The following is a 25,235-nucleotide window of genomic DNA, read 5'->3' on the forward strand; positions in this document are numbered from 1 at the left end:
GTCGCCGGTACAATACCGACAACTGGTTGGATAAATGCTTTTTTGATCCCTGTCTTAAATACAGGGGTCAGTCCCTAACTAATGGAGTGGCTCTTTTTTTATTTTCAAAGTAACCCCAAAAAATCTTGGCACAAAAATTGCATAATCTATAACTCAGGAAGGAATTATTCATTTTAGATTTAGAAAGGAGCGTGAATATACTACATCAGTAAATCTCACCCACTACTATCCAATGTCAACTGAACTTACTTTTACAAAGGGGGTAATTTTTAATAAGTACTTTATTCCTTCATCTATTTTATTACTAAGAAAATATCTAGTTCAACAAATAACTATTTAGAGTTATACAGCATGATGCTTCAATCATATACGCCACTGAGTAATGCAGTTATTGAAATTTTATCAATTAATTATTGTTATAAATTCTATTTGCAATCATGAGGGGGAGTCAAGATGGAGACAATCGTAACTTGGTTAGTAGATCAGGTATGGAGTACAGGACTAGTTGTATTTGCTTTAGGAGCAGGTTTATTTTTTACGCTTATGACAAAGTTTGTACAGTTTAGATACTTTAAAGAAATGATCATGCTACTATTTGAAGGTAAAAATTCTGACCATGGTATTTCTTCTTTCCAAGCTTTCTGCTTAGCTTTATCAGGAAGGGTTGGTATAGGGAATATTGCAGGTGTGGCTACAGCAATCGCATTTGGTGGACCAGGTGCAGTATTCTGGATGTGGGTTATGGCTTTACTAGGCGGTGCCAGCGCTTTTATCGAATCTACACTTGCTCAAGTTTATAAAAGTAAAATAGGTACTCAATATCGCGGGGGGACACCTTACTTTATTGAAAAAGGATTAAAGATTAAATGGTTTGCGATATTAGTAGCTATTGTTGTGACAATATCTTACGGTATCTTACTGCCAGGCGTTCAATCAAACAGTATTGCATCAGGTTTTGAAAACGTTTTCGGTATCAATAAAAGTATTTCTGGCATTATTATCGTAGCGCTTTTAGCTGTTATCATTTTCGGTGGTGTTAAACGTATTGCAACAGTTGCTGATAAAGCAGTTCCTTTTATGGCTATCGGTTATGTAGCAGTGACACTAATAGTATTATTTGCTAACTTTTCAGAAATTCCAGCTATGTTCTCTCTTATCATCTCAAGTGCATTTGGTGCACATGAAGCATTTGGTGGTATTGTAGGAGCGGCCATTTCATGGGGTGTCCGCAGAGCGGTATTCTCAAACGTAGCAGGTGTAGGCGAGGCAACTTATAGTTCTGCAGCAGCTGAAGTATCTCACCCTGCTAAACAAGGTCTTGTACAAGCATTTTCTGTATATATTGATACAATTGTCGTCTGTACAGCAACTGCCTTTATGATATTAATTTCAGGTATGTATAGCGTAACACCTGAAGGTAAGGCACCAATTGTTGATAATATGAAAGGAATCGACGCAGGTCCTATTTATACACAATCTGCTGTAGAGGCCGTATTACCAGGGTTCGGAGGCATTTTTATATCAATTGCAATATTCTTCTTTGCTTTTACGACTTTAATGGCCTATTACTATATCGCTGAAACTACATTAGTATATTTAGACAAACACACAAAATTCCGTTGGCTAAATTTTGTTCTGAAAATAGGATTATTAGGTATGGTCTATATTGGTAGTGTAGAATCGGTCTCCTTCATTTGGGCATTAGGTGATTTAGGTATTGGGAGTATGGCTTGGCTTAACTTAGCAGCTATTTTGTTACTTTCTAAGCCCGCATTAAAAGTATTGAAAGACTATGATAGTCAGAAGAAAGCTGGGTTGGATCCGATTTTTGATCCTAGGAAAGTTGGCATTGAAAATGCTGATTTTTGGATTGATAAATGTGATGAAATGAATAGTAAAAATAAATTGACTGCAATTCTCGATCCAAAGGAAGCTGTTATTGAGCATGCCAATTCATTAATTAATAAAGAAGATAAAGTAACAAGAAAAACTCCTCTCAACAAATAATGCTCTGATTCAATAACATGAGTAGTTTATTACTCAACGTACTAGTATTGAATATCTATATTTAGTTTTGCAAAAAGCCTCCAAAAGTTAGAACATCAACTTTTGGAGGCTTTTATATAATTTAGGTATACAGTTTTTTATTTACTACTTTTCACTTATCATTCATAGATTGCGCTATAGCTTCGCGAACAATTGTGGCATAAAATTCTCCACCCTTTTCATTTGGATGAATCATATCAGGATAGAAGATGTCTTTATCATTATTTGTTTCACTATACCAATCTACTAATGTTACATTACTATTTTTTCTTGCAGCTTCACTTAATTTTTTATTTACCCCGTCTTGCCAATCTCTTGGCAACCTTGTGTTTATCAAGTAAATAGTATGGTCCTTGCCAATTGCTTTTAATAATGTATCTAATTGCGTTGTACTAAAATCGCCATTAGAACCAAGACCTATTACAACAACTTGTCCGAGTTTACCTTGGCTTTTTAAATCCGTTACAACTTTCGAAGCATCGTATACTTGACGACCTATTTGGGCGTCAACAATAATTTGAGGTATCTTCTTCTGTAACTCCGTAGCAGCACTTAACATAACCGAATCACCAATCGCACTAACTGATACTTCACTTGGTATTTCTTGTGCCTTTTTAGCCTTTTCTTTTTCTAAAGCTTCAACTTGTTCTTTTGCTGCTTCAGCTTTCGCCTTTGCTTCTTCGCGTCTCTCTTCTTCCTCTTGAACCATTTTCTCTTCATTAGCTTTCTTTTCTTCTATATTCTGTTCTTGCTGTACTTTTTCAAGTTTTTGTTGTTCTGCTATTAAATGTTCTTCCAATTGTTCACTCGCAGACTGCTTAGTTGGCGTGAAAATCATCCCTAAAATAAAAATAATCAGTACACATCCACCTATTGCTGAGCCAATACGATACGGTAATTCCCATTGAGCCCACGACCATGACCATTCTTTCGATTGAAAGTTTTTTAGCCATATTCGCCATTGCCCTCTGCGAATCGGATCCTCCACATATCGCCAAGATAATCCAGCAAATAATAAAGTTAAAATAATAATAACCATTATTTTAGTAAAACTTATTTGCTCATTTCCAACTCCTGCTCCCATTAAAACAACGATAGGAAAATGCCAAATATAAATTCCGTAAGAGCGTACCCCTATCCAAATAAGAGGTTTAAAACTAAATAGATTTCCTATAAAACTTGCCGGATGCACTATAACTGCAATTAAAATAGCAGTCACAATTGAAGCTAATAACATACCGCCCATATATAAAAACGAACCTGCCTCATCCATCGTCATCATCATTAATACTAATAAGGCAAAGCTAATAATTCCTACAATGTTAAGAAGTTTTTTAGCATCATCTGTAACGTTTTTAGCAAGCTTTCTACTTGGCCATACAAATGCCAACGCTGCCCCTATTAAAACTGAAAATGCTCGAGTATCTGTGCCATAATAAATGCGACTTGGATCCACACCTGGTTCATACATTACTAACATTAAAATAGCAGATACAAGTGCCCCTAAGAAAATACCTATTGCAAGAGTTCCTCTATTCTTAACTACTTTCAAACCAATCATCATAATAATTGGCCATAATATGTAAAATTGCTCCTCTACAGCAAGTGACCACATATGTTGCAACGGGGATGGTGGAGCAAACGACGTAAAATACGAATGATCCTGTGCTATGTAAAACCAGTTGCTAACATATAAAACTGCCGCTACAATTTCTGAACGTAGCCCTACTAAAAACGTTCTCTGGAAAAGTGTAATCCAAGTACCAACTAGGATTAACATGATAAATAATGCTGGAATTAACCTTCTAAAACGTCGAATCCAAAATCCTTTCAGATCAATCCTGCCAGTCTTATCCCATTCATTTACTAGTAAATCTGTTATTAAATAACCTGACAAGACAAAGAAAATAGTTACTCCTAAATATCCACCGTCTACTGATTTAAAATGTAGATGATATAGAATGACCGCCAATACTGACAAAGCCCTTAGTCCATCCAAACCACTTATATATCTGCGATTATCTTTCACTGGCTTTGGCATTACACTACCCCCTAAATACGCACTACTGTTTTCTATTTATATTTGACGAATTAAACAAAAGAATAGTTTTTAAAATATAGTTTTTTCTTCAAAAAACTATATTTATTTATTAGTTAGATCATGTTACTTCTATACTGCTCCTAGCATTTTATAGCAAACTCTCTATTTATTCATAAATAGAACTACTTAATTTCAAAAAGTACTTTCTCCTATTTATTTTCAAATTAAACCCAATAAAAAAATACCTTTCTGATTTACATCAAAGTAAATCTAAAAGGCAGCTTTTTAAAGTTTTAGTGCTCGTTTTTGTATGTTTTTTCTAATCACGATTTGTATATAGTAAAAACCCGGAATAACTTACCAATAATAATATAGTGTGAATTTATCCGTAATGTAGTATGTTAAAAAGTAACGTATGTAATCTGCATGTTAAATATGAACCTACTAATATATATAGTCTAAAAACTCATTAAACCTTCCATATTTCACTAGCAATTCCATAGAGTCACTGTACTTTAGCTCCTATCCTATTATTATTAAACCATTCCTTTTCACGTTAAAGTACAACATGTATTACACTTTGATTTTATAGGCTCAGATACTTTACCTTGATGCCTCTCACTACCACATAAAAAGCGAATCTCGCACATTTTTCTGAGGTGCTTTTCATACCTCAGAAAGCCTCTCAAACCTTCTACATCATTTCAGAGATATTGATATTTTCAAAAAAAATATTTAAATCAAATGATTCTATTTACTTATCAAAAATACCACCAGAGAAACAATACTTTAGTCACTTAAATATATTTATTTGGTTATATAGATTCATTTTCACATATCACATATAAAGGTCTTTTTATAGTTATATATAGATTAATTTTATTAAAAAACCATTACATTTAAGTAACAAATAATATAAAATTCTCACGTTTTATTTAAAATACGCCTTTTTTACTAAATAAGCATTAATATAGCGAATGAGGAGGTATAGAATGAAAAATACTAGATTCAAATTCATGTTTTTACTTCTCCTATGTAGCATATTAATCATTCCTTCCTTTGTCGGTGCAAGACAAGCAAACGCTGCGTCAACCGTCACTATGAAAGTGAATGCTGAATCACTCAATATGCGATCAGGTCCAAGTACAAACTACAAAGTTGTAAAAGTTTTAAAAAAGGGCAACAAGGTAACAAAGATTTCAACACAGGGTACTTGGACAAAAGTGAAATCTAGCAGTACAACAGGTTGGGTTTCTTCAAAATATGTTGTGAAAGTCTCAACGACAGCAACGTCAAGTACTACGAAAAAAGCCGTCGCTACAGTAAGCAATTTAAACATTCGTAGCGGAGCTGGTACTTCGTATAAAAGTCTTGGTAAGCTATCTAAAGGAACATCAGGAACAGTCCTTGCTGAAAAAAACGGCTGGGTACAAATCAAAACGAGCAAGTATACAGGTTGGGTAAGTAAATCGTATGTCTCTATTACGACCAAGCAAAGCACTTCAACTGATAGTTCAAATGGTTCTACAGTAAAACCAGCAGCAACTTCAACTGCTAATGTTGGTAAATACTTCACCGTAAAAGTTGATTCTTTAAATGTTCGAAAAAGCTCTTCAGCTAGTTCCACAAAATTAGCAGTAATTAAAAAAAATAGCTCATTTAAAATCCTTGCACAGTCAAGTAATAATTGGGTTAAAATTACATACGCTACAGGCAAAACAGGTTGGGTTTCTGCAAGTACTAGCTATGGTAAAATCACAAAAACAAAGCCAACCACTACTACATCTAATGGTAATTCAAATACAGGGACAGTAGTACCTTCAGCTGACATTGGAAAATACTTTACTATTACAGCTGATTCTTTAAACGTACGTAAAAGTGCTTCAGCAACTGCAACAAAATTGAGTGCTGTTAAATATGGCAGCTCATTTAAGATTTTGGATAAATCGAGCAATAACTGGATTAAAATTACATATGCTACAGGTAAAACAGGTTGGGTTTCTGGTAGCTACGGTAAAATTACAAAATCTAAACCTACAAAGCCCGTATCAAATGATGGGACAAATTCATCAGATGGTTCTTTAAGTGGTAAGGTTATTGTTGTTGATGCAGGTCATGGAGGATCAGACCCAGGTTCTGTCGCAAACGGTGTACTAGAGAAAGATTTAAATCTTCAAGCTGCATTAGCTTTGCGATCAAAATTGCAAGCTGCGGGTGCTACAGTGAAAATGACACGAACTACGGATATTTTCCCTACATTATATGACCGCGTTGCCTTTTCAAATATGATGAAGCCGGATGCTTTTATAAGTCTTCATCATGATTCTGCTACAGCTTCAGCTCGTGGTTTCAGCGTTCTATATACAAAAGGGAAAGACAGTACTCTTGCCTCGTACGTCAAACAAGGAATGAGCAGCTCACTACCGAACATGGTTAATCGTGGACACAAATATCAAAATTTATATGTACTCAGAGAAAATCCACAAATCGGTGTCCTTGTTGAATTAGGTTTCATCACGAATGTGCAAGAAGTACAAACTTTAAAAACGGCTACTTTCCGTAATTCTGCAGCAAACGGAATTACAAATGGTTTGATAAATTATTTTAACAAGTAAAATGAAAAAGAAACGCCTCTCTAATCAGAGGCGTTTCCTTTTTTGTCTTATTATTTTTTATCCTGTTTAAATGGGGATGTTTTATTAATAAAATATGCAATCCCCGCAATGATGAAGACAATAATAAAATACTTATAAAGTAGAAGCGTAACGAACAATTTCATAATTGACATGCCAAATTTCAAAATAATAAATAAAAATAAAATAATTCCCAATAGCTTTAAGATAGGATTCAACAGCTAACATACCCTTCGTATCAGCATTCAAATCGCCGACTCTTTGTTAGTTATTATAGCATGTCTAATTAATTTAGCGCTTCTACTTCATAGTGTTACTTCCCCTATCTAATGAAAACTATTTTAAATAATTCAGTCATCAACACTTCTAACACTTTCGGTATTCGCTATTAAATTATAAGCAAAAAGACTGCCACCACATGATGTTGGGACAGCCTTTTTTGAGAATTATATATATTTATTAACCCCTGGCATTATTTTAGTCGCTAGTAATTCAATTGACTTCTCTACCTCTTTATAAGGAAGTGCACCGATGTCTAGCTGTGCTAAAAAACGAGAATGGCCTAATAATTCATGTTGCTTTAATATCTTCTCAATAATCTCATCTGGTTCTCCGATAAACAATGAGCCCTCAGGGGATGTCATTTGATCATAATCTTCACGATCTAAGTGAAAAAACATATTACGTTGTTTGTTAACATATGTCCAATAATTATTAAAGTAAGTATAAAATGTTTCTCTCGCTTGCTTTCCGTCTTCGGTAAAATATCCATGACCCGTTAAAGCTAATTGACACTGTTCTTTTGGATGGCCCGCAGCATTAAAAGCTGTTCGGTAATCCTCTACTAAAGGTACAAAACATTTTGGATTATCACCAAGAATAACAATTGCCATTCCTACCCCATAACGCCCTGCTCTCTTTGCACTTGCAGGTGTACCTCCCACACCAACCCATACAGGAATGGGATTTGTAGCTCTTGGGGAAATGTCTGCATTGGATAATGCAGGACGGTGATTTCCTTTCCATGTAATAGTTGCTTCACTATTTAACTTCAAGAACAATTCAAGATGCTCTTCAAATAATTCGTTATATTGCTCAAGATTGTAACCAAACAATTGAAATGAATCTACTAAAGCTCCACGTCCTGCCATAATTTCCGCACGACCATTCGATAATAAATCTAACGTTGCAAAATCTTCATATAATCGAACTGGATCTACAGTACTGAGAACTGTTGTAGCACTTGTTAACTGGATATTTTTTGTCTGCTGAGAAATTGCACTTAATACTACTGGCACTGAAGAAATTGCATAATCCAACCGATGGTGTTCACCTACTCCAAATACTTGAAGTCCAACTTCATCCGCAAGTTTCGCGGCTTTTAATACCTCTTGCAAACGGTCCTTTGCATTGCCTAACTTTCCTGTTTGAGGATCGACTCCTAAATCAGCAAAGGTATATACTCCAAACTCCATTTTGCCAACTCCTCATTGTGAGATTAGTTTTTTAAACCACTTCTCCTATACTACAAAATGCTCTACTGGGATTACATTAACTGATTTAATTCCAACATCATCTTTGTAACTTTATTTTTTTTATGTTGAAGTTCTTGTTCTTCTTTTAGTACAGATTCTAGTTCTTGTTCAAGGCTATTTAATAATCCTTGAATTAACTTTTCTGACCCGCATCCATCAGTTCGCTTTAAATTGAATATTTCCTGTACATCCTTTAATGTAAATCCAATTAACTGCATTTCCTTAATTGCATGAAAATCATTAATATCTTTTAATGAATAATCCCTCATACCATTAATCCATTTCGGTTTCACTAAATCTAATTCCTCATAGTGGCGAATTGTATCCTTTGTCGTATTCACCTGTTTTATGAATTCACTAATTTTCATTGCTTCAGCCCCTAAAAATTTACTTGGTTGACGTGGGGTTGATCCCATATTCTATCCTTGAATAAATACGAAAGGATGGATGAAATTGGTTAGTAGTTTAATAATAATATTATATTCTATGGTATGCATCATTGGCTTGTTTGCCTTGATAATTGGGAATTTAAAACAGAACATAACAATAAGCATTTTTAAAAAGATTTCGCTAACTTTTTTCGCAATAAGTCACTTTTTCTTTTTAGCGTTAGGCATTGCAACCTTATTTAGTACATTATCCTTCATCTGGTTAATTGCTACTGAATTCCTCATTATCATCAAGAATACTTAATGGTGTAGCTCTTTATGGAAAGAATAATTGTCGACATTATATAGTCACTGGAACCATTTTAATTTTAATTCTCTTACTCTATTTTGTTGATTTGTAACTCTTTTATTTAGATTGTATTTTTCACCTACATTTCTCATTTAAATAAACTCAAAAAAATCACCCTAAATCTAATTAGATTTAGGGTGACTTTGTAGTCAAATGAACATCTCAATTAACCCAATACAGATCAGCAATAATCCTGAAAGCACCGTGGAATATTTGCTAATAAAGGTATTGGTCAATAAAGAGCCAAAATGGTTACCTACTCCTATCGTAATTAGTGAAAATAAACCAATTGATATAACTGTCCATATCGCTGAAATACCATTGGCACCGATTCCTATCCCCCCTGCAAGGCAGTTTGCAGATAGAGCCAATCCTAGCGGTATCGATTCTCTTACAGAAATAATTCGATTCATATCTCTATCCATTGTTTCAGGATTTTTCAAAGACTCCTGATTTTTGAACCTTGTGGACAATAAAGTCCATAGCCCAATTCCACACAACAAAAAGCTCCCTATAAGGCTAGCGCTATGGGTCGAAATATATCTGGTCACCTCAGAACCCGCGATTACCGCTATATACGTTATGACCATCGCCACAAACGCAATAGTAACGTTTGAAATCATAGGGATTTTTGTTTGTTTAACCCCATAAGCTAGACCAATGCCTAAGTTGTCTAAATTAGCTGCAACCCCCATAAGTATAATGGTAACCCAATGCATAATGACCTCCTTGTAACGATACACTCATTCTTTAAATCATATGCGTAAATAATTAAAGGGTGCATTCAAATGAATTTAAATGCACCCTTCTATTTAAAAACATCAATACGAACCTAATCTTATGTAATTTCGTCCAAATTCAGGGTGATCTTATGGAAAGATTATTAAAATTCACATACTTACAGGCATTATCATGTATTTTCCCGGTCATTATCTTCGCCACACTTGCCTTATCAAATTTGTTGAGAATTCCCTATTTACCACGTTATGATTTTATATTAATCATTTGTCTAGCTGCACAAGTTTTTATGCTTCTTTCAAAATTAGAAACATGGGATGAATTCAAAGTCATCTGCTTGTTTCATGTCATTGGGCTTGGACTTGAATTATTCAAAGTACATATGGGGTCTTGGTCATACCCGGAGGAGGCGTATAGTAAAATTTTTGGTGTTCCACTTTATAGTGGTTTTATGTATGCCAGTGTAGCAAGTTATATTTGTCAAAGTTGGAGGCGCTTAGATTTACATATTTACAATTGGCCAAAGCCATTTTTCGCTTACAGTATTAGCATTCTTATTTATATGAATTTTTTTACGCATCATTATATATATGATTTGCGTTGGGTCTTAAAAGCATTGTTATTAGTTATCTTTTTTCGTACAACAGTAAGATATACATTGAACGAAAAAGTCTTTAAAATGCCAATGATTATATCATTTGTCTTAATCGGTTTCTTTATCTGGATTGCTGAAAATATCGTGACGTTCTTCGGCGCATGGCAGTACCCAAATCAAGAACAAACTTGGTCCCTCGTTCCAATCGGCAAAATTAGCTCATGGTTTTTATTAGTCATCATTAGTATTATTATCGTGGCTCAATTGAAGCAAGTGAAAAGTCGAATGAAGTGAATAAGTTGTAGTACCATTTTGGAACCTACGAAAAAAAGCACTAACTAAGTTTCCTTAGTTAGTGCCTTGGATAAACATTATTTCATCAATAGAATATCGATATTTTAAAACCTTTTATTATATGAACATATTTATAAGAAGTACACCAGCTAGTCCAACAAGAGAAATGATGGTTACCATAACAGACCAGGTCTTAATTGTTTGACCGATTGAAAGATTGAAGTACTCTTTATATATCCAGAAACCTGCATCATTAACGTGAGAGAAAGTTATACTTCCTGCACCAGCAGCTAAAGCCATTAACTCTGGACTTATACCTGCAGCTGATACAAGAGGTGCCGCGATACCAGCAGCAGTCATACCTGCCACTGTTGCAGAACCAACCGCAACTCTTAAAAGAGCTGCAATTAACCAAGTAAGTAATAATGGTGAAAGGGTTGAGCCTGCCATAATATCTGAAATATATTGATCAATATGACTATCAATCAGTACTTGCTTGAATGCACCACCAGCACCGATAATTAATAGAATCATCGCAATACCACTAACAGATTCTGAAACAGAATTCATAATCTCTGGCATCTTTTTACCACGACTAATCCCAAAGGTAAAGATAGCAATAATAACCGAGATTAAAAGAGCAACACTTGGATTACCTATGAAATTAGTAGCTGGCATGATCGGTGAATCAGGCAAGAAGATCTCAACAAATGCCTTCGTTGCAATTAGAATAACAGGGATAATAGCTGTAAAAATACTAGTGCCAAACCCTGGCATTTCATGCTCTTCAAAATGTTTTGGATTAAATAGTTCTTTAGGAATCGTTGTTTCTAAGCTTTCTTTCTTAAATAACTTCGTAAATACCGGCCCTGCTAAAATAATTGCAGGAATAGCAATAATGATACCATATATCAACATCTTACCAATGTTCGCACCAAACACGTCAGCAATTGCTGTTGGTCCTGGGTGAGGTGGAACAAAGCCATGCATCGTAATAAGAGCAGCAATAACCGGCATACCGATATAAAGAACAGGTACCCCTGCTGCGGCCGCGATTGTAAAGACTAAAGGAATTAATACAACAACGCCTGTTTCAAAGAAAAGAGCAATCCCTACAATTGACGCCGTAAGCACAGCAGCTAATTGCACTCGCTTTTCCCCAAAAACTTTGATGAGTGTCATCGCTATACGTTGAGCACCACCAGAATCCGTCATTAACTTACCAAGAATTCCTCCAAAAATAATGACCATTGCAAGGTGACCTAGGGTTGAACCTAAACCATTCTCAATCGATGTCATAGCATCGATTGGCGACATACCTTCAAGAATACCTACTAGTAGCGAAACAATAATTAATGATATGAAAGCGTTTAACTTAAATACCACCATTAATAATAGTAATAGGGCAACCCCTACACATATAGAAACTATTGGCATAGCAATCCTCTTCTCATAAAAGTTGCGGAATGCCAATCTAGCGATAACTTCTTGGCATTCCGATTTATTTTTTTAATATAAATCTTTATTATAAGGCTGAATAGCATCGATATTTTTTTACTTAAAATATAATATAAAAATCAAGATTATTAGGCTTTAGCTGCAAATAATAATCGTACAAATTTAGTCATCACAGGTTCCATAGCTTCTTGCATACTTGCCATAATTACTGATAAATGAGCAGCTTTATTTTGATCTTGTTCAAAAGCTTTTTGTAAATAAGATGTTGCAGCTAGTGATACTTCAGTATTTACATTGATTTTGCAAATTCCTTTGGCTATAGTTTGCTTAATGATTTCGTCCGGTGTACCTGATGCGCCGTGAAGGACAAGTGGTATGCCAACTAGTTCACGAATTTCATCTAACAAGTCCAAATTAATATTTGGCTCTCCTGTATACATACCATGAACGGTTCCAATTGAAGCAGCTAGAAAATCAACACCTGTTTCCTCCACAAACGTTTTTGCAGACTGCGGATCTGTTAAAGTGCCATCTCCTTCTTCTTCATCTGAAAAGGCACCACGGGCAACTGAACCGATTTCAGCTTCTACACTGACACCCGCCATATGAGCAATCTCCGTAATTTCTTTTGTCAATCTCATATTTTCCTCAAGATCGAACTTTGAACCATCAAACATAACCGAAGTAAAGCCACATCGAATTGCTCGAATAATAGATTGCTTTTCATAAGCATGATCTAAGTGAAGTGAAACCGGAACAGAAGCTTTCTCCGCAAGTACTCTAACTAATGCTGCAAAACCTTCCACATCCACCGTATCAAAATAACGCTCTCCTAAAGCAATTATTACTGGATGGTTTTCTTTTTCAGCAACTCGAACTGCAGCCTGTGCAGTTTCAAGATTATATACATTAAATGCTGCTACAGCATATTTGCCTTTTTGTCCTGCAATCAGCATATCTTTTGTATTTACTAGCATGTCTACTCAACCTTTCTTACTTTACTGATGTAATAACTCTGCTACTTCTTTTAAGGTTGTTTTTGTTCCCACATTCCCAGGGAAAATAACATAAGCCATGCCAGGGAATTTGCTTTCACTACCTGTTAGCCAAACTGGAATCCCAGGTTTAATCTGTCCTGCTACAAGTGCACGCTTAACGCTAAGTCCATTTGTTCCGATATCACTTGAAGTAATACCACCTTTAGCGATAATAAAGCTCGGGCGTACTTCAAGACGTTTAACGATGCTTGTCACAGCGTTTGAAATCTTCACTGACAACATTAATTCTTCTTCTTTTTTACCTTCACCAAGGTCAAGACGTTCACGCTTCGTATATACTGCGACTGTTTGCCCTTCGCTAATTAGCTTTCCACTAAGCGCTATAATACGCTCAATTTCTGCTTCAAATTGCTCTTGGTGTAATACAAGGTGTACATCAAATTCGATAAATTCAATAAAATCGCATTCTTTTAGCACTTCAAATTGCTCTGTTGTTTTCTTCACATGAGAGCCAATCATAATTAGACCACCATTTTTAGAATGGTTTTTCATCAATTCTTCTTTAGTCAAAAGATCTCTATCACTCACGCCACCGATTACTTTAGTTAAAGCGGCAGCACTGCGGAACATGAACAATTTTCCTGCATTCATCGCTCGAATTAATGCAATAACTACTACTTTCACATCAACGTAATCAACAGCATTTACAACGACCTTATTAAAATCATTGACTGCCATCAACTGATTAACTAAACCGTCAATATCAAGATTGCGAATACTCTCTAATGATAGATAAGTAGCATCAGAGGCTTTAAATTGGCCATTTGACTTCTCTTCTGCCCACTCACCTAGATGTGAAGATTTGTAACCGAATGTACGGTCTTTGGCAAATTCAGTTTCGCCCGCAGGTATTAGTTCATTGTCATACTGTACATAATGAATATTATTAATCGTGAAGCGACCACCTTCTTTAAAGAAAGGCATAATTACTTCACCATCAAATTTCATTTCAGATTGAGATTCAACTGTATTTTTTAATACTTCAGTTTCAAGAGGATAATGACCACGTAATGTAGAGTCCCCACGACTGATAATGATGAATTCTTTATTTTGTTTTTGTGCTGTACGTTCAATAACAGTAGCGATATCCTTATGTGCTTGTTCAGTTTCAGCTTCTGTAAAGCCTCGTGAATTAGTTAAGATAAAGAACATTGTATTATCTTCAGCAAAACCTGCTTCAATACTTTCTGCTGACCAGTCAGTGTAGACAGAAATACCGTGTACCGTTTGAACACCTGTTGGGTCGTCATCTAGTACGATAATCTTTTTATTGAATGCCTTTAGTTCTTTTGCAAGTAAATCATTGACGATTCTTTCTTCAGGCATTGCAGGTAGGTTAGAGAAAGTTTCTTTTACGTTTAAATTAGTCATTCTCACTTAAACCTCTTCTCACTTCAACATTTGCCAGTTTTTCGTAATATTGTACTATACCGCCGTGATCATCATTTTCTTTGCCATTGGCTTTAAGCGCATGGAAGATTTCAAGCAAATGGCTTGAAAGTGGTAATGGCACATCTAAATCATGAGCTGCTCCCATTACATTTGTTATATCTTTTAAGTTGATTGAAATTTTCCCACCTGCTACAAAATTACGATCCAAGATAAGCGGTACTTTTGCATCCAGTACTGCGCTTCCAGCCAAACCGCCACGAATTGCTTGATACATTTTCTCTACGTCTATACCTGCTTTTGCAGCAAGAACAAGCGCTTCAGACATAGCCGCAATGTTTAAATTCACAATAATTTGGTTTGCTAATTTTGCTGTTACACCGCTACCGTTTTTACCGACTAAGGTAATTTCCTTACCAACAGTTTGAAGTACATCTTTGACAGATTCGAAAACGCTTTCTTCTCCTCCGACCATAATCGCTAATGTACCATCGATTGCTTTTGGTTCTCCACCACTTACAGGTGCATCTAGCATTCCTACACCTTGTTTTGCCGCTTCTGTTGCAATTTCAACAGTAGTGCCTGGAGTGATAGAACTCATATCAATAATGACAGTTCCTTTTTTAGCTGTTCTCAAAATACCAGTTTCACCTAGTACCGTGTCCTTCACGTGTTGAGAGGCAGGTAACATTGTAATAATGACATCACAGGTTTCGCCCATTTCTATTGCTGTTCCAGCTGTTGCTCCTGCTTCTACAAGTGCTTCTACAGCTTGTGTATTAATATCAAAAACCGTTAGTTCGTAACCGGCTTTAAGTAAATTTAATGCCATGGGTTTTCCCATAATGCCTAATCCTATAAATCCAACTTTTTTAGTCATTTAAATTAGCTCCTTCTGCTGTAATCACACTTAAGGCGATTCATTTGTTAACTAAAATTTCTTTATCCTAGGTTTAAACCCTGTTCTAAAATATAGAACTTTTCAGTTCACAGAGCCAATAGCTTTTCATTAAAAAAGCGTTTTCATAACCTTAGGAAACATTGTACACATTTTAAATTATTTTGTATACATTTTTTATGAAAGTGCATACAAAAATACTACTTTCAAATTACAAAGCTTATACTTATACTTTATATAAGTACAAATTAGATTCCAGGAGACGATTTTATTGGTAAAAAAGGAGACTATTCCTGCATATACTCATGCATATGAATATATTCGAGATCAAATATTGAATGGTGAATTAGAACGCGGAACGAAGCTTACTGAAGAAAGGCTAGCAGAGGAAATAGGTATTAGTCGGACACCCGTGCGCGAAGCAATACGTAAGCTAGAGCAAGAAGGGCTAATTCAAAATAAGCGCGTTGTAAACCCAAGTGATATGGATCTTCGTCATATTTTTCAAGTACGTATATTATTGGAAGGATTTGCTGCGCGATATTGCGCCAGCTATATGACTGAAGAAGCACTTGAAAAACTTAAATCTTGTGTAGAAATTGGCCGCACAGGAACTACAGAAGAAGTTATGACAGCAAACTATGAATTTCACCAAATCATCGTAGGCGCAACGAACAATCCAATGATGATTGATATCATTGACCGCATGCAGTCCATCATTTACCTTTTCCGCAAAACAGTTGTCTATCATAAACGACCTCTTTTAATAGAAGAGCATAACGACATCTATCTCGCTATCCTTCAACATAACGGTGATGAAGCAGAGCGTTTAATGAAAGATCACATTCAAAAAGATTTAGAATTTTGTTTGAATCGTATGAGAATGTAGTTAAGCAATCTGTCGCACTTCAGTAAATAAATACGCGTATTCAATAAGTGTTTAGTACAAACTAAAAAGGATATGGAGCTCTTTAAAAAAGAGTCTATATCCTTTTTGTATTCTTTAATTAAAACTAATTTAATAATCTCATCATTTACTTCTCCATTACAAATGCAGTTTTACCACGTTGATCTTCACTTAGATAACCCTCAGCCTCTAACTTATCGCGCCATAATTTTTCAATAACAGCAGCTTTTGAAGCATCATCTTCTTTTGTTGATAGTTCAACCATAATATCACCTTGATAATTCCAAACTTCTATATCTGCCTCGTAACCTGCATAACTACCCTTATATGTTGTAGCTTTTGCTGGCCCATAAACAACTGACTGCGCTAATGTATTATTGTACCAACTTTCTGTATCCCAATTTTGAATTTTTTTCGGTGCATTATCTAAAATTAGTTTTTTTGCTGCTTCAGTATCAACCTCGTTGAAAGAAACTTTTGTTGTTTCTTTTAATGACTCTTTTCTGCTTACCGCAAAATTCTTCTTTCCACCTTTAATATCTAATTCAAATTTATAATTAGACTCGTTCCCAGTGAAACCATGATCTTGTGTTATCGCAATCGCCTCATTAAGTGGTGTGTTTAGGAATCTTTTTTTGTAAGTAATATCTATCTTATTACTATCTTTATATACACGTAAGCGATGGTTATAGTCCGCTCCTAAAAATGCTTTATTTACTGTATCGAAATAATAAATTTTCACTTCATCCTTTTTCGTTGCTAAAAAGACATCTATTATCTTAGATTCATTAAAAAAATCAGGTTTGATATTATACTTAATTTCATTTCCAGGATTAATCGCTGCACTCACCTGAGCGGAACCGAACCCGCTAATACACAGAAGAACAAGACTAACCATAAATAACTGTAGTGCTATTTTCTTTACACTTTTCATTATATTATTTCCTCCTTTTTTTCTACTAATTTTGTAAAAGTAGTTTTCATATTTGTTAATCGACTATGGAAATATATAGTATCAGTAGCATTGATTGTTTTGGAAAGCTCTAAGGTATCTAGATAATCTAAATGTGTTTTATAAAAAAACTGTTTCGATTGAGCTTCATTTCTGGCCAGTCCCTTTAAATATCCATCTTTTTTCATGTAGCCTGTAAAAATTACTATTGCAGTTGGATATATGTGTAGTAATTCTTCAATTTTCCACTCATTAACCTCTGGAACAAAATAAATTGCATTTTCACTCTCTACCCTCTCTCTAAAACAGTCCCTCTTAAATGGTTTCAAGATTTCTTCATATCTTGGTGTACAAATATTTTCAGGTGAATTATAGTAATCCTCAAAAAAAGAAAAATATTCTTTATCAATATTCACTTCTCTTTCTGTATGTTGAAAAAGATACGTAGCAATATCTGCTGTTTTACCTGAAAAAGAAGATGGGAAAATAATAGGACGACTTGGTTGTTGGATGATATAATTCTTAATCTGTTGTAATACTTCCAAATTATTAATTTGTTTCTCAATATGCCCACTATCTATTAAAGCTAGATCATACTTGGTTCCATCTTTTTGTGGTAAAGTAGCATTTAACAAATAGGAATCCATGACATAGTCCCCTGAGAAAAATATCACCTCCTCAAAGAATCGAATCTTGTACCAAACACTCCCTACTATATGGCCGCTATAGCCCCACTGAAATTCAAGATAATCACTAACTCTCAACCATTTCTCAATCGTAGCTGGTTGAAAAATCTTTGTATTTTTAAAGGATCGCTTTAATTGTCTAGCTGTCATTTTACTCATAAAAATTTCGCCTTTATAGTCCCATGTTTCGAGCATCGGCAAAGCACCTGAATGATCAATATGCGAATGTGAGATAAACACAGCATCGAGTTTTCCTACATGATCTTTTGTTAAATTAGGAGGAGTTTTTTCAGCGTTATTCATAATACCACAGTCGAGCAAAATAGCATGCCCCTCATTTTCTATAAAAAAACAATTACGCCCGTACTCGCCAACTCCCCCTAAAATCTCAACCTTAAGCACCCGCATGTCCTCCTCTTTTTTGTAACCAATCTAATAAGAACATGAAGATGACAGTCATAGCTACTGTAATAACAGCAACTGCCATTCCCAAACCAACATTTCCTTGTTCAAACTGACTGTAAATAAACGTTGCACCTGTCTCTACTGAAGGTGGCAAAATGAGTAATCCAGCTACAAGTTCACGCATTGAAATAATAAATGTCATCATCATCCCGGCTAGAATTCCCTGCATTAATAATGGGATAAAGATGTGACGATACACGTCCCAACTGCTCCGTCCAAAAATAGCAGCTGATTGGAAAATGGATTGATCTAATTGAGATAAAGAAGATTTAGTATATTGAACTGAGTACGGTAAGAATAGTACACAATAAGTCACTACTACCATTGTTTTCGTATTGTATATCGTAGCTGGTAGTAAAGGTGAGTTCCAGAACATGATTAAGCCTACTACAAATACAATTCCCGGAATAATATTTGGCATAAGACTAAAGAAATCCAATACTTGCTGTTTTTTTGTTTCGCCTTTTTTAATATAAAGTGCAATGAATAATCCTATTACAGCAGTAACACTTGCTGTGATAAATGAAAATACGATACTGTTCAGAAATGCCGATAATCCCGCACTCCCACTCGTAAATACTGCCTGATAAGAGGCCAAGCTAAAATTCCCTGCACTAAGGCCATCCCCCCGTACCTTTTGAAGTGAAGTTACAATAATTGAGAAGTAAGGAATTCCGATTGAAAACAGTAATACAATTCCTACATATAGCCATGCGCCTAGCTTTATATACCACTTATCTTTCATTTCACGAACAGCTTGCGTCTTACCAGATAACACGCTATATGTATTTTTTCGTCCAATTAGATTTTGGAAGTACCAGATGATTAGACAAACAGAAAGTAAGAATAAAGAAAGTGATGTGGCCATACTAATGTCTACTGGCCATCTCGATAAATAGGAATGGATCTCTGTAGTAAAAACTTGAAAGCCAATTCTGCTACCAAAAGTTGCAGGAGTACCGAATTCAGCCAAGGTTTTTATGAAAATTAGTAATATGCCTAGTACGTAGCTCGAGACTAGTAATGGTAAAACAATTTTAGCCCAGTTTCTCCATGGATTTCGTCCGAATATCAACGCAGCATCAAGAAAGGATCCATTTATTCTTAGCAGTGTATTTCTCAGCATTAAATATAGAAAAGGAAATAGGTGCAAGCTCATCACCATCACCATTCCAAACAGAGAGAAGAAATAATCTGACATCCATGATGCACTTGGTATTAATTGTTGCAAAAAACCATTATTCTGCATAAACAATATCCAACCCATTGACCCAATATAAGGTGGTGTCATAAAGGGAATCGTTAGAATAATATCTAACCAATCAAATTTGATGAGGCTAGTTTTCGTCCGAATTAATGCCATTGGTAAAGCTATAATCGTAGTACCCATAATTACTAAAACACCTAATAATAAAGAGTTGCCTAACGTATGCCACATTCTATCATTTTCAAACATTCTACTAATCTGCGAAAAATCTAATTGTCCACCATTAACAAATGTATAATATAGAATTGCTAATAATGGCGCGATAGCAAACGTACCAACAATGGCTAGTAATACTCCAAAAGTTCGTCTACCTTCCATAATCATCGAGGTTTCATTCCTTCCTTAGAAAACAAGAGCTGAGAAACATGTCTCAGCTCATAAATTATTATTGGAAAATCTCATTAAACTTCGTTAAAATATCGATTTGCTTTGTTTCTGCGTCTTTCCAATTCACAGTTAGTTGAGGAATTTCATCCAATGCTGCGCGATCCTTCACTGGAATTTCTTTGTTCCCTGGAAGTAAATAAGCATCTGTTACTAGCTTTTGACCTTCATCTGAAAGCAAGAAATTAACGTAAGCTTGCGCTCCATCTACGTTTTTTGCATCTTTCATAATTCCAACTGCTCGTGGGCTGACAACCGTTCCACTTTTCGGGTAAACAATTTCTACAGGCTCCCCATCTGCTTTTGCTTTATAGGCCATGTAATCTACTCCAGAAATTGTTGCATCTTTATCTCCAGTTATAACTGAATCTAATGCTTCCTTATTAGCACCATTTACTTGTAGACCATTTGTTTTCCATGATTGAATAATGTCCCAACCCGTTTTCTCTGCTTCCGTATATCCATAGATGAAATCAACAGCTGAACCTGACAGACTTGGATCTGGAATATTGATTTTATCTTTCCATTCAGCTTTCGCTAAATCAGACCATTCACTCGGAACTGTTTTTGCATTTTTAGTATTGTAAGCAATCCCCAAAGCTGATGCACTATAGCCGTAGTAATAGCCCTCTGCGTCCGACCAATCGCTATTGATTTTGTCTGCATTTTCAGCGTCTTTATAACTTTGAAGTTGATCGGCTTCTTTCATCCCATCCATTGAAGCTACTGAAGCTAATACGACAACATCTGCAACAGGATTCGTTTTCTCTGCCTCTAATCGAGATAAAATTTTCCCTGTTGTTCCTTGGAACATCTCTACCTTCATTCCTGTTTTTTCTTCAAATGCCTGTTGAACATTTGCTGCTAAACCATCTGGCCCTGCAGAATAAACTGTTAGTGTTTTGTTTTCTTTCGATTGTGCACTTGATTCACCTTCATTTGCGGCTGTGTCGTTATTTCCGCACCCTGCTAATGCTAATGCTAATGTCAAAAGTGTTCCAACTGTTGCTATCATTTTTAAACTACTTTTCTTCAATGTAATCCCTCCAGTTGATAAATTTGTTTTTCATCTATAAAAACTTTAAGCAGTTTTCCTTTTTCGAGCGGAGCGTTTTCGTAAAAGCTCCATTGATTGCCTTCCACTTCTGCTTGAACTAAATATCGATCTCCAATAAAAGTACTTTTCACTATTTTTGCTTGTTTTGCTATAGCTCCTAATTGTGAATGTCTTGAAACTCCTTCTGGACGAACAATACGGCTACCTTTATCTACCCAATTTACTTTTCCGATAAAGTCTGCCACATAAGGTGTAGCTGGTGAATGATAGATTTCTTGCGGTGAACCTACCTGTGCAATTCTCCCTGCCTCCATCACGATAATTTGATCAGACATTGTCATAGCCTCTGTTTGATCATGTGTTACAAAGATAGCTTGGCAATCTAGTTCATGAATAATATGCATTATTTCTTCTTGCATCTTCTCTCGAAGAACTGCATCTAAAGCTGATAAAGGTTCATCAAATAGGATTAGTTTTGGATTTGTTGCAAGAGCCCTAGCAAGTGCCACACGTTGCTGCTGTCCACCAGATAATTCGCCAGGCTTACGTTTTTCAAATCCCTCCATTTTCACCAATCGCATAACATGATCTACACGTTCCTTAATTTCTGACTTGGGCAATATCCCTTTTAATGCAAAAGCAATGTTCTGAAAGATAGTCATATGTGGCCAAAGTGCAAAATCTTGAAAGACCATTGAGATATTACGCTTATTTGGTCTAACGTTCTTTCGAAGATTTGACGAATAGATGACTGTTTCGTCAAATCTGATTTCACCATTTGTTGGCTTCTCTAAACCAGCTAGTATTTTCAATAACGTCGTCTTACCACAACCCGATTGACCTAAAATTGTTACAAACTTACTGTCTAGTTCTACGTTAATCGGCCAGAGTGCTTGAGATTTCCCATACTTCTTTTCTATATTCGTAATCGAGATTTTCATAATGCCCTCCTCGTCTATAACCACTATAAGGTCCAGATATTTAGGAAATATTAACCTAGTATTAACAATTCGTTAAAAAAACTCTAATATACTATAGCCAATGCAAGAGTTTATCTAATTTACTTTAGGAGGATAAAATGAATAATCTCAAATTACAGGCATTCTGCTTGCTAGTGACTTTGAAAAAGCTAGCTCCTGTCGCTAAAGAGCTGGGCATTACGGCACCTACTGTTTCCTTTCATATTCGTTCAATAGAAGATGAATATGGTGTACGATTATTCCGTACAAATGCTGGTGGTTATCGTTTAACTGAGGCGGGTGAAGGACTCTATCACTATGCACGGCAAATCGTACAGCTACAAAAAGACATGAATCAATTCTTTGAAAACCTAATAGAGGGTAATATCGGCTCAATTCGGCTAGGTGCTAGCGGGCTTCCTGCTCATATTTTCATGCCTGATATCATTGATCAGATTTCCACAGCTTATCCAGATATACGGATTTCTCTAGAAGTAAAAACAGCTCCTGAAATCGAAAGGAAATTAATACTTCAAGAGTTAGATTTCGGACTTATAATGGAAACAAAACAAGAGGATCCAACACTCATTTACGAAACTATTGGTGAAGACTCTCTTGTTCTTGCATTAAGTCCCACACACGAACTTGCAACAAAAAAGGACATCTCAAAATCAGATGTCCTTAAAAGTAAAATATTATTACACACCTCTTCAAGTTCAACTAATCATTTCATTGGAAAATGGTTAGAACCTTTCGCGCCATCTATCTACACTATTGAACTAGATTCAGTTAGCACCATAAAGAAGATGTTAACTTACGGCAAAACATTAGCCTTTATTTCTGTTGCTCTAATGGATGAAGAACTAAAATCAGGAACTTTACTCAAAAAGGAATTGAATGATATTACACTAACTCGAAAGATTCAGCTCGTATACCCTAAGTGTCGCTTAGACAGTAAAATTGATGAGTTTGTAAAGAAAGCAATCCACAATTTAGCATATGACTACAAAACGACTGATTAGTTTTTAGTTGAAGACAAGCATTTTTCAGTGTGTTAGAAAACGTCTACAAAGCAAAATAATATACATTTTCATTCGGTCAAGGTACCATATATGAATACTAAATTAAAATTTGTACGATTTTATAAATAGTAAGGAGAGATATAGATGCAAAATATAAATGGTAAAACAGCACTTATAACTGGTGGAGGACGTGGGATTGGCCGTTCTACAGCAATTGCTTTCGCAAAAGAAGGCATTAACATTGGCTTAATTGGCCGAACTCTTGAAAATTTAGAAAATGTAGTGGCTGAACTAAAAGAATACGGAGTGAAGGTAGCCATTGCAACTGGTGATGTATCGAATATCGATGAAGCAAATGCTGCAGTTGAAAAAATCCGCGGGGAACTTGGTGCCATCGATATTTTAGTAAACAGCGCTGGTATTTCTAAATTCGGCAACTTCCTTGAACTTGATCCAGAAGAGTGGGCGAAAATCATACAAGTAAATGTCATGGGCGTATATTACATAACTCGTGCAGTTCTTCCAGAAATGATTGAACGCAAAACTGGTGATATCATTAATATCTCTTCAACAGCTGGTCAAAAAGGGGCGCCTGTAACTAGTGCATACAGTGCTTCAAAAGCTGCTGTTATTGCTCTAAGTGAATCATTAATGCTTGAAGTAAGAAAACACAATATTCGTGTTAGTACTTTAACACCAAGCACTGTTGCTACTGATATGGCAGTCGAACTGAATTTAACTGATGGCAATCCAGATAAAGTAATGCAGCCTGAAGATATTGCAGACTTTATGGTTGCTCAACTTAAATTGCACCCAAGAGTTCTTCTTAAATCAGCTGGTTTATGGTCAACAAATCCATAAGTATTTGTATAAAAAAGAGAAACTCCTCACCTTTTTCATAAGATGAGGAGTTTCTTTTGATTTTCAGCTTATACTCTTATTAATCACTGCCCATGAGTAATGGGGATTCTAAGACGGATTTATTTCAGAAGATGCAGCGTTAAAAGATGTTGACCTATTAGTTTGAGTTGCAGATGTATCGTAGGCAATCAGAGTTACACCCAATTTCTCTTCCATTTCATTGATTTCTTTCAATTGTTCATGGTTAAGTTGTGCGTATTTATTTTCTTCCATCTAAACACCCATCCTTTCTATAAATATAGTCTTTCCATGGAAAAATGGATTATGCAGAAATAATAGATGATATGTAAAAGCAACCATGCTAAGTATCTGCATGGTTGCTTTAGATTTTCATTTTGAGCAAGAGTAGATTATGAACGAATATTTTTGAACGCTTCTGATTGTTCTCTAATTCCTTTTTCTGCAGCGAAACGCTCTATACTTGAAGCACCGAAGAAACCACAAATACCGTCCACTTTGTTAATCACATATTCAGCATCTGATGGTTCCGCAATTGGTCCACCATGGCAAATAACTAAAATATCTGGATTGATAGCACGTCCTGCTTCAATAATTTTTTGGATTCGTTCCACACAGTTATCTAATGTTAATGCAGTATGTGCACCAATTGTTCCTTTTGTCGTTAATCCCATGTGAGCAACTAAGATATCTGCACCTGCTTCAGCCATTTGCTTCGCTTGTTCTTCATCAAACACATAAGGTGTTGTTAACATATCTAATTCATGTGCTTTTCGAATCATTTCTACTTCAAGTCCATAACCCATGCCCGTTTCTTCAAGGTTTTGACGGAATACACCATCGATTAATCCAACTGTTGGGAAGTTTTGAACACCGCTGAAACCTTGTTCTTTTAATTGCTTTAAAAAGACATCCATTACACGGAATGGGTCAGTACCATTCACTCCTGCTAATACTGGTGTATCTTTGACTACTGGTAATACCTCATTACCCATTTCTACAACGATTTGGTTTGCATCTCCATAAGATAACAATCCTGCAAGTGACCCACGGCCAGCCATGCGGTAACGACCTGAGTTATATACAATTAGCATATCAGCCCCGCCTGCCTCACTACTTTTCGCAGTAATACCTGTACCTGCTCCCACTCCTAATAAGATTTTCCCATTGGCAATTTCATCAGTAAAGCGTCCTAAAATTTCTTTTCTATTTAATTGGATCATGTTTGTCACTC

21 protein-coding genes are annotated in these 25,235 nt (G+C 35.6%); 6 read left to right on the plus strand and 15 right to left on the minus strand.

Annotated features, from left to right (window positions below; genetic code table 11):
• The first annotated feature begins 453 nt into the window (after nt 1–453).
• Complete coding sequence (locus tag AMD00_RS20945; protein WP_053418934.1) at nt 454–2,007, plus strand: alanine/glycine:cation symporter family protein; 1,554 nt, start codon at nt 454–456, stop codon at nt 2,005–2,007.
• 151 nt (nt 2,008–2,158) lie between these two features.
• Here the strand turns inward: AMD00_RS20945 and AMD00_RS20950 are convergent, their stop codons facing one another.
• Nucleotides 2,159–4,087 (minus strand): acyltransferase family protein, encoded by a 1,929-nt coding sequence (locus AMD00_RS20950; RefSeq protein ID WP_053418935.1) that lies wholly within the window; start codon nt 4,085–4,087, stop codon nt 2,159–2,161.
• Nucleotides 4,088–5,079: 992 nt separating this feature from the next.
• Between AMD00_RS20950 and AMD00_RS20955 the strand changes: the two genes are divergently transcribed.
• Nucleotides 5,080–6,702 carry an SH3 domain-containing protein gene (locus AMD00_RS20955; protein ID WP_053418936.1) on the plus strand — a complete coding sequence of 541 codons (1,623 nt, stop codon included), beginning with the start codon at nt 5,080–5,082 and terminating at the stop codon, nt 6,700–6,702.
• A 464-nt stretch (nt 6,703–7,166) separates the two neighbouring features.
• Here the strand turns inward: AMD00_RS20955 and AMD00_RS20960 are convergent, their stop codons facing one another.
• The 3 genes from AMD00_RS20960 to AMD00_RS20970 all read right to left on the minus strand — a co-directional run bounded on the left by AMD00_RS20960 (nt 7,167) and on the right by AMD00_RS20970 (nt 9,712).
• Nucleotides 7,167–8,195, minus strand: a complete 1,029-nt coding sequence (locus AMD00_RS20960; RefSeq protein WP_053418937.1) for an LLM class flavin-dependent oxidoreductase — start codon at nt 8,193–8,195, stop codon at nt 7,167–7,169.
• 71 nt (nt 8,196–8,266) lie between these two features.
• Complete coding sequence (locus AMD00_RS20965) at nt 8,267–8,623, minus strand: MerR family transcriptional regulator (protein WP_169786376.1); 357 nt, start codon at nt 8,621–8,623, stop codon at nt 8,267–8,269.
• Between the two features lie 519 nt (nt 8,624–9,142).
• The gene (locus AMD00_RS20970) at nt 9,143–9,712 is read right to left on the minus strand and encodes a manganese efflux pump (RefSeq protein ID WP_053418939.1); all 570 of its coding nucleotides are present in this window, start codon (nt 9,710–9,712) and stop codon (nt 9,143–9,145) included.
• A 152-nt stretch (nt 9,713–9,864) separates the two neighbouring features.
• Here AMD00_RS20970 and AMD00_RS20975 point away from each other — a divergent pair, with 152 nt between their 5' ends.
• A complete protein-coding gene (locus tag AMD00_RS20975; RefSeq protein ID WP_053418940.1) occupies nt 9,865–10,620 on the plus strand; it encodes a DUF817 domain-containing protein in 756 nt (251 codons plus the stop codon).
• 117 nt (nt 10,621–10,737) lie between these two features.
• On the opposite strand, the gene AMD00_RS20980 is transcribed toward AMD00_RS20975, so the two are convergent.
• The 4 genes from AMD00_RS20980 to garR form a co-directional block, all read right to left on the minus strand.
• Nucleotides 10,738–12,057: a gluconate:H+ symporter gene (locus tag AMD00_RS20980; RefSeq protein WP_053418941.1), complete on the minus strand. Its 1,320-nt coding sequence runs from the start codon at nt 12,055–12,057 to the stop codon at nt 10,738–10,740.
• A 149-nt stretch (nt 12,058–12,206) separates the two neighbouring features.
• Nucleotides 12,207–13,055 (minus strand): class II fructose-bisphosphate aldolase, encoded by an 849-nt coding sequence (locus AMD00_RS20985; RefSeq protein ID WP_053418942.1) that lies wholly within the window; start codon nt 13,053–13,055, stop codon nt 12,207–12,209.
• A gap of 21 nt (nt 13,056–13,076) precedes the next feature.
• Nucleotides 13,077–14,507: a four-carbon acid sugar kinase family protein gene (locus tag AMD00_RS20990; RefSeq protein WP_053418943.1), complete on the minus strand. Its 1,431-nt coding sequence runs from the start codon at nt 14,505–14,507 to the stop codon at nt 13,077–13,079.
• Nucleotides 14,500–15,405 (minus strand): 2-hydroxy-3-oxopropionate reductase, encoded by a 906-nt coding sequence (gene garR / locus AMD00_RS20995; protein ID WP_053418944.1) that lies wholly within the window; start codon nt 15,403–15,405, stop codon nt 14,500–14,502. Before garR ends, AMD00_RS20990 begins: the two co-directional genes overlap by 8 nt.
• A gap of 289 nt (nt 15,406–15,694) precedes the next feature.
• Here garR and AMD00_RS21000 point away from each other — a divergent pair, with 289 nt between their 5' ends.
• Nucleotides 15,695–16,312, plus strand: coding sequence for a GntR family transcriptional regulator (locus AMD00_RS21000; protein ID WP_053418945.1), 618 nt, complete (start codon nt 15,695–15,697; stop codon nt 16,310–16,312).
• Between the two features lie 145 nt (nt 16,313–16,457).
• Here the strand turns inward: AMD00_RS21000 and AMD00_RS21005 are convergent, their stop codons facing one another.
• The 5 genes from AMD00_RS21005 to AMD00_RS21025 form a co-directional block, all read right to left on the minus strand.
• Nucleotides 16,458–17,264: a hypothetical protein gene (locus AMD00_RS21005; protein WP_053418946.1), complete on the minus strand. Its 807-nt coding sequence runs from the start codon at nt 17,262–17,264 to the stop codon at nt 16,458–16,460.
• A complete protein-coding gene (locus tag AMD00_RS21010; protein ID WP_245639573.1) occupies nt 17,264–18,376 on the minus strand; it encodes an MBL fold metallo-hydrolase in 1,113 nt (370 codons plus the stop codon). The genes AMD00_RS21005 and AMD00_RS21010 overlap by 1 nt, the downstream gene beginning before the upstream one ends.
• Nucleotides 18,363–20,024 (minus strand): ABC transporter permease, encoded by a 1,662-nt coding sequence (locus AMD00_RS21015; protein ID WP_053418948.1) that lies wholly within the window; start codon nt 20,022–20,024, stop codon nt 18,363–18,365. Before AMD00_RS21015 ends, AMD00_RS21010 begins: the two co-directional genes overlap by 14 nt.
• 61 nt (nt 20,025–20,085) lie before the next feature.
• Nucleotides 20,086–21,120 carry an ABC transporter substrate-binding protein gene (locus tag AMD00_RS21020; RefSeq protein WP_053418949.1) on the minus strand — a complete coding sequence of 345 codons (1,035 nt, stop codon included), beginning with the start codon at nt 21,118–21,120 and terminating at the stop codon, nt 20,086–20,088.
• Nucleotides 21,117–22,082, minus strand: a complete 966-nt coding sequence (locus AMD00_RS21025) for an ABC transporter ATP-binding protein (RefSeq protein ID WP_053418950.1) — start codon at nt 22,080–22,082, stop codon at nt 21,117–21,119. Before AMD00_RS21025 ends, AMD00_RS21020 begins: the two co-directional genes overlap by 4 nt.
• 137 nt (nt 22,083–22,219) lie before the next feature.
• Between AMD00_RS21025 and AMD00_RS21030 the strand changes: the two genes are divergently transcribed.
• Nucleotides 22,220–23,122: a LysR family transcriptional regulator gene (locus AMD00_RS21030; protein WP_053418951.1), complete on the plus strand. Its 903-nt coding sequence runs from the start codon at nt 22,220–22,222 to the stop codon at nt 23,120–23,122.
• A gap of 144 nt (nt 23,123–23,266) precedes the next feature.
• Nucleotides 23,267–23,983 carry a 3-ketoacyl-ACP reductase gene (locus AMD00_RS21035; protein ID WP_053418952.1) on the plus strand — a complete coding sequence of 239 codons (717 nt, stop codon included), beginning with the start codon at nt 23,267–23,269 and terminating at the stop codon, nt 23,981–23,983.
• 108 nt (nt 23,984–24,091) lie between these two features.
• On the opposite strand, the gene AMD00_RS23635 is transcribed toward AMD00_RS21035, so the two are convergent.
• Complete coding sequence (locus AMD00_RS23635; protein ID WP_169786377.1) at nt 24,092–24,256, minus strand: hypothetical protein; 165 nt, start codon at nt 24,254–24,256, stop codon at nt 24,092–24,094.
• 137 nt (nt 24,257–24,393) lie between these two features.
• Nucleotides 24,394–25,224, minus strand: a complete 831-nt coding sequence (locus AMD00_RS21040; protein ID WP_053418953.1) for a phosphoenolpyruvate hydrolase family protein — start codon at nt 25,222–25,224, stop codon at nt 24,394–24,396.
• Nucleotides 25,225–25,235 lie beyond the last annotated feature (11 nt).

This window comes from Viridibacillus arvi (genome assembly GCF_001274945.1).
Classification (GTDB): domain Bacteria; phylum Bacillota; class Bacilli; order Bacillales_A; family Planococcaceae; genus Viridibacillus; species Viridibacillus arvi.

What these genes read in the sequence shown, in the direction of transcription:
- AMD00_RS20945 (WP_053418934.1), top strand. Translation starts at nt 454, where the DNA reads ATGGAGACAATCGTAACTTGGTTAGTAGATCAGGTATGGAGTACAGGA.
- AMD00_RS20950 (WP_053418935.1), bottom strand. Translation starts at nt 4,087, where the DNA reads ATGCCAAAGCCAGTGAAAGATAATCGCAGATATATAAGTGGTTTGGAT.
- AMD00_RS20955 (WP_053418936.1), top strand. Translation starts at nt 5,080, where the DNA reads ATGAAAAATACTAGATTCAAATTCATGTTTTTACTTCTCCTATGTAGC.
- AMD00_RS20960 (WP_053418937.1), bottom strand. Translation starts at nt 8,195, where the DNA reads ATGGAGTTTGGAGTATATACCTTTGCTGATTTAGGAGTCGATCCTCAA.
- AMD00_RS20965 (WP_169786376.1), bottom strand. Translation starts at nt 8,623, where the DNA reads ATGAAAATTAGTGAATTCATAAAACAGGTGAATACGACAAAGGATACA.
- AMD00_RS20970 (WP_053418939.1), bottom strand. Translation starts at nt 9,712, where the DNA reads ATGCATTGGGTTACCATTATACTTATGGGGGTTGCAGCTAATTTAGAC.
- AMD00_RS20975 (WP_053418940.1), top strand. Translation starts at nt 9,865, where the DNA reads ATGGAAAGATTATTAAAATTCACATACTTACAGGCATTATCATGTATT.
- AMD00_RS20980 (WP_053418941.1), bottom strand. Translation starts at nt 12,057, where the DNA reads ATGCCAATAGTTTCTATATGTGTAGGGGTTGCCCTATTACTATTATTA.
- AMD00_RS20985 (WP_053418942.1), bottom strand. Translation starts at nt 13,055, where the DNA reads ATGCTAGTAAATACAAAAGATATGCTGATTGCAGGACAAAAAGGCAAA.
- AMD00_RS20990 (WP_053418943.1), bottom strand. Translation starts at nt 14,507, where the DNA reads ATGACTAATTTAAACGTAAAAGAAACTTTCTCTAACCTACCTGCAATG.
- garR (WP_053418944.1), bottom strand. Translation starts at nt 15,405, where the DNA reads ATGACTAAAAAAGTTGGATTTATAGGATTAGGCATTATGGGAAAACCC.
- AMD00_RS21005 (WP_053418946.1), bottom strand. Translation starts at nt 17,264, where the DNA reads ATGAAAAGTGTAAAGAAAATAGCACTACAGTTATTTATGGTTAGTCTT.
- AMD00_RS21010 (WP_245639573.1), bottom strand. Translation starts at nt 18,376, where the DNA reads ATGCGGGTGCTTAAGGTTGAGATTTTAGGGGGAGTTGGCGAGTACGGG.
- AMD00_RS21015 (WP_053418948.1), bottom strand. Translation starts at nt 20,024, where the DNA reads ATGATTATGGAAGGTAGACGAACTTTTGGAGTATTACTAGCCATTGTT.
- AMD00_RS21025 (WP_053418950.1), bottom strand. Translation starts at nt 22,082, where the DNA reads ATGAAAATCTCGATTACGAATATAGAAAAGAAGTATGGGAAATCTCAA.
- AMD00_RS21030 (WP_053418951.1), top strand. Translation starts at nt 22,220, where the DNA reads ATGAATAATCTCAAATTACAGGCATTCTGCTTGCTAGTGACTTTGAAA.
- AMD00_RS21035 (WP_053418952.1), top strand. Translation starts at nt 23,267, where the DNA reads ATGCAAAATATAAATGGTAAAACAGCACTTATAACTGGTGGAGGACGT.
- AMD00_RS23635 (WP_169786377.1), bottom strand. Translation starts at nt 24,256, where the DNA reads ATGGAAGAAAATAAATACGCACAACTTAACCATGAACAATTGAAAGAA.
- AMD00_RS21040 (WP_053418953.1), bottom strand. Translation starts at nt 25,224, where the DNA reads ATGATCCAATTAAATAGAAAAGAAATTTTAGGACGCTTTACTGATGAA.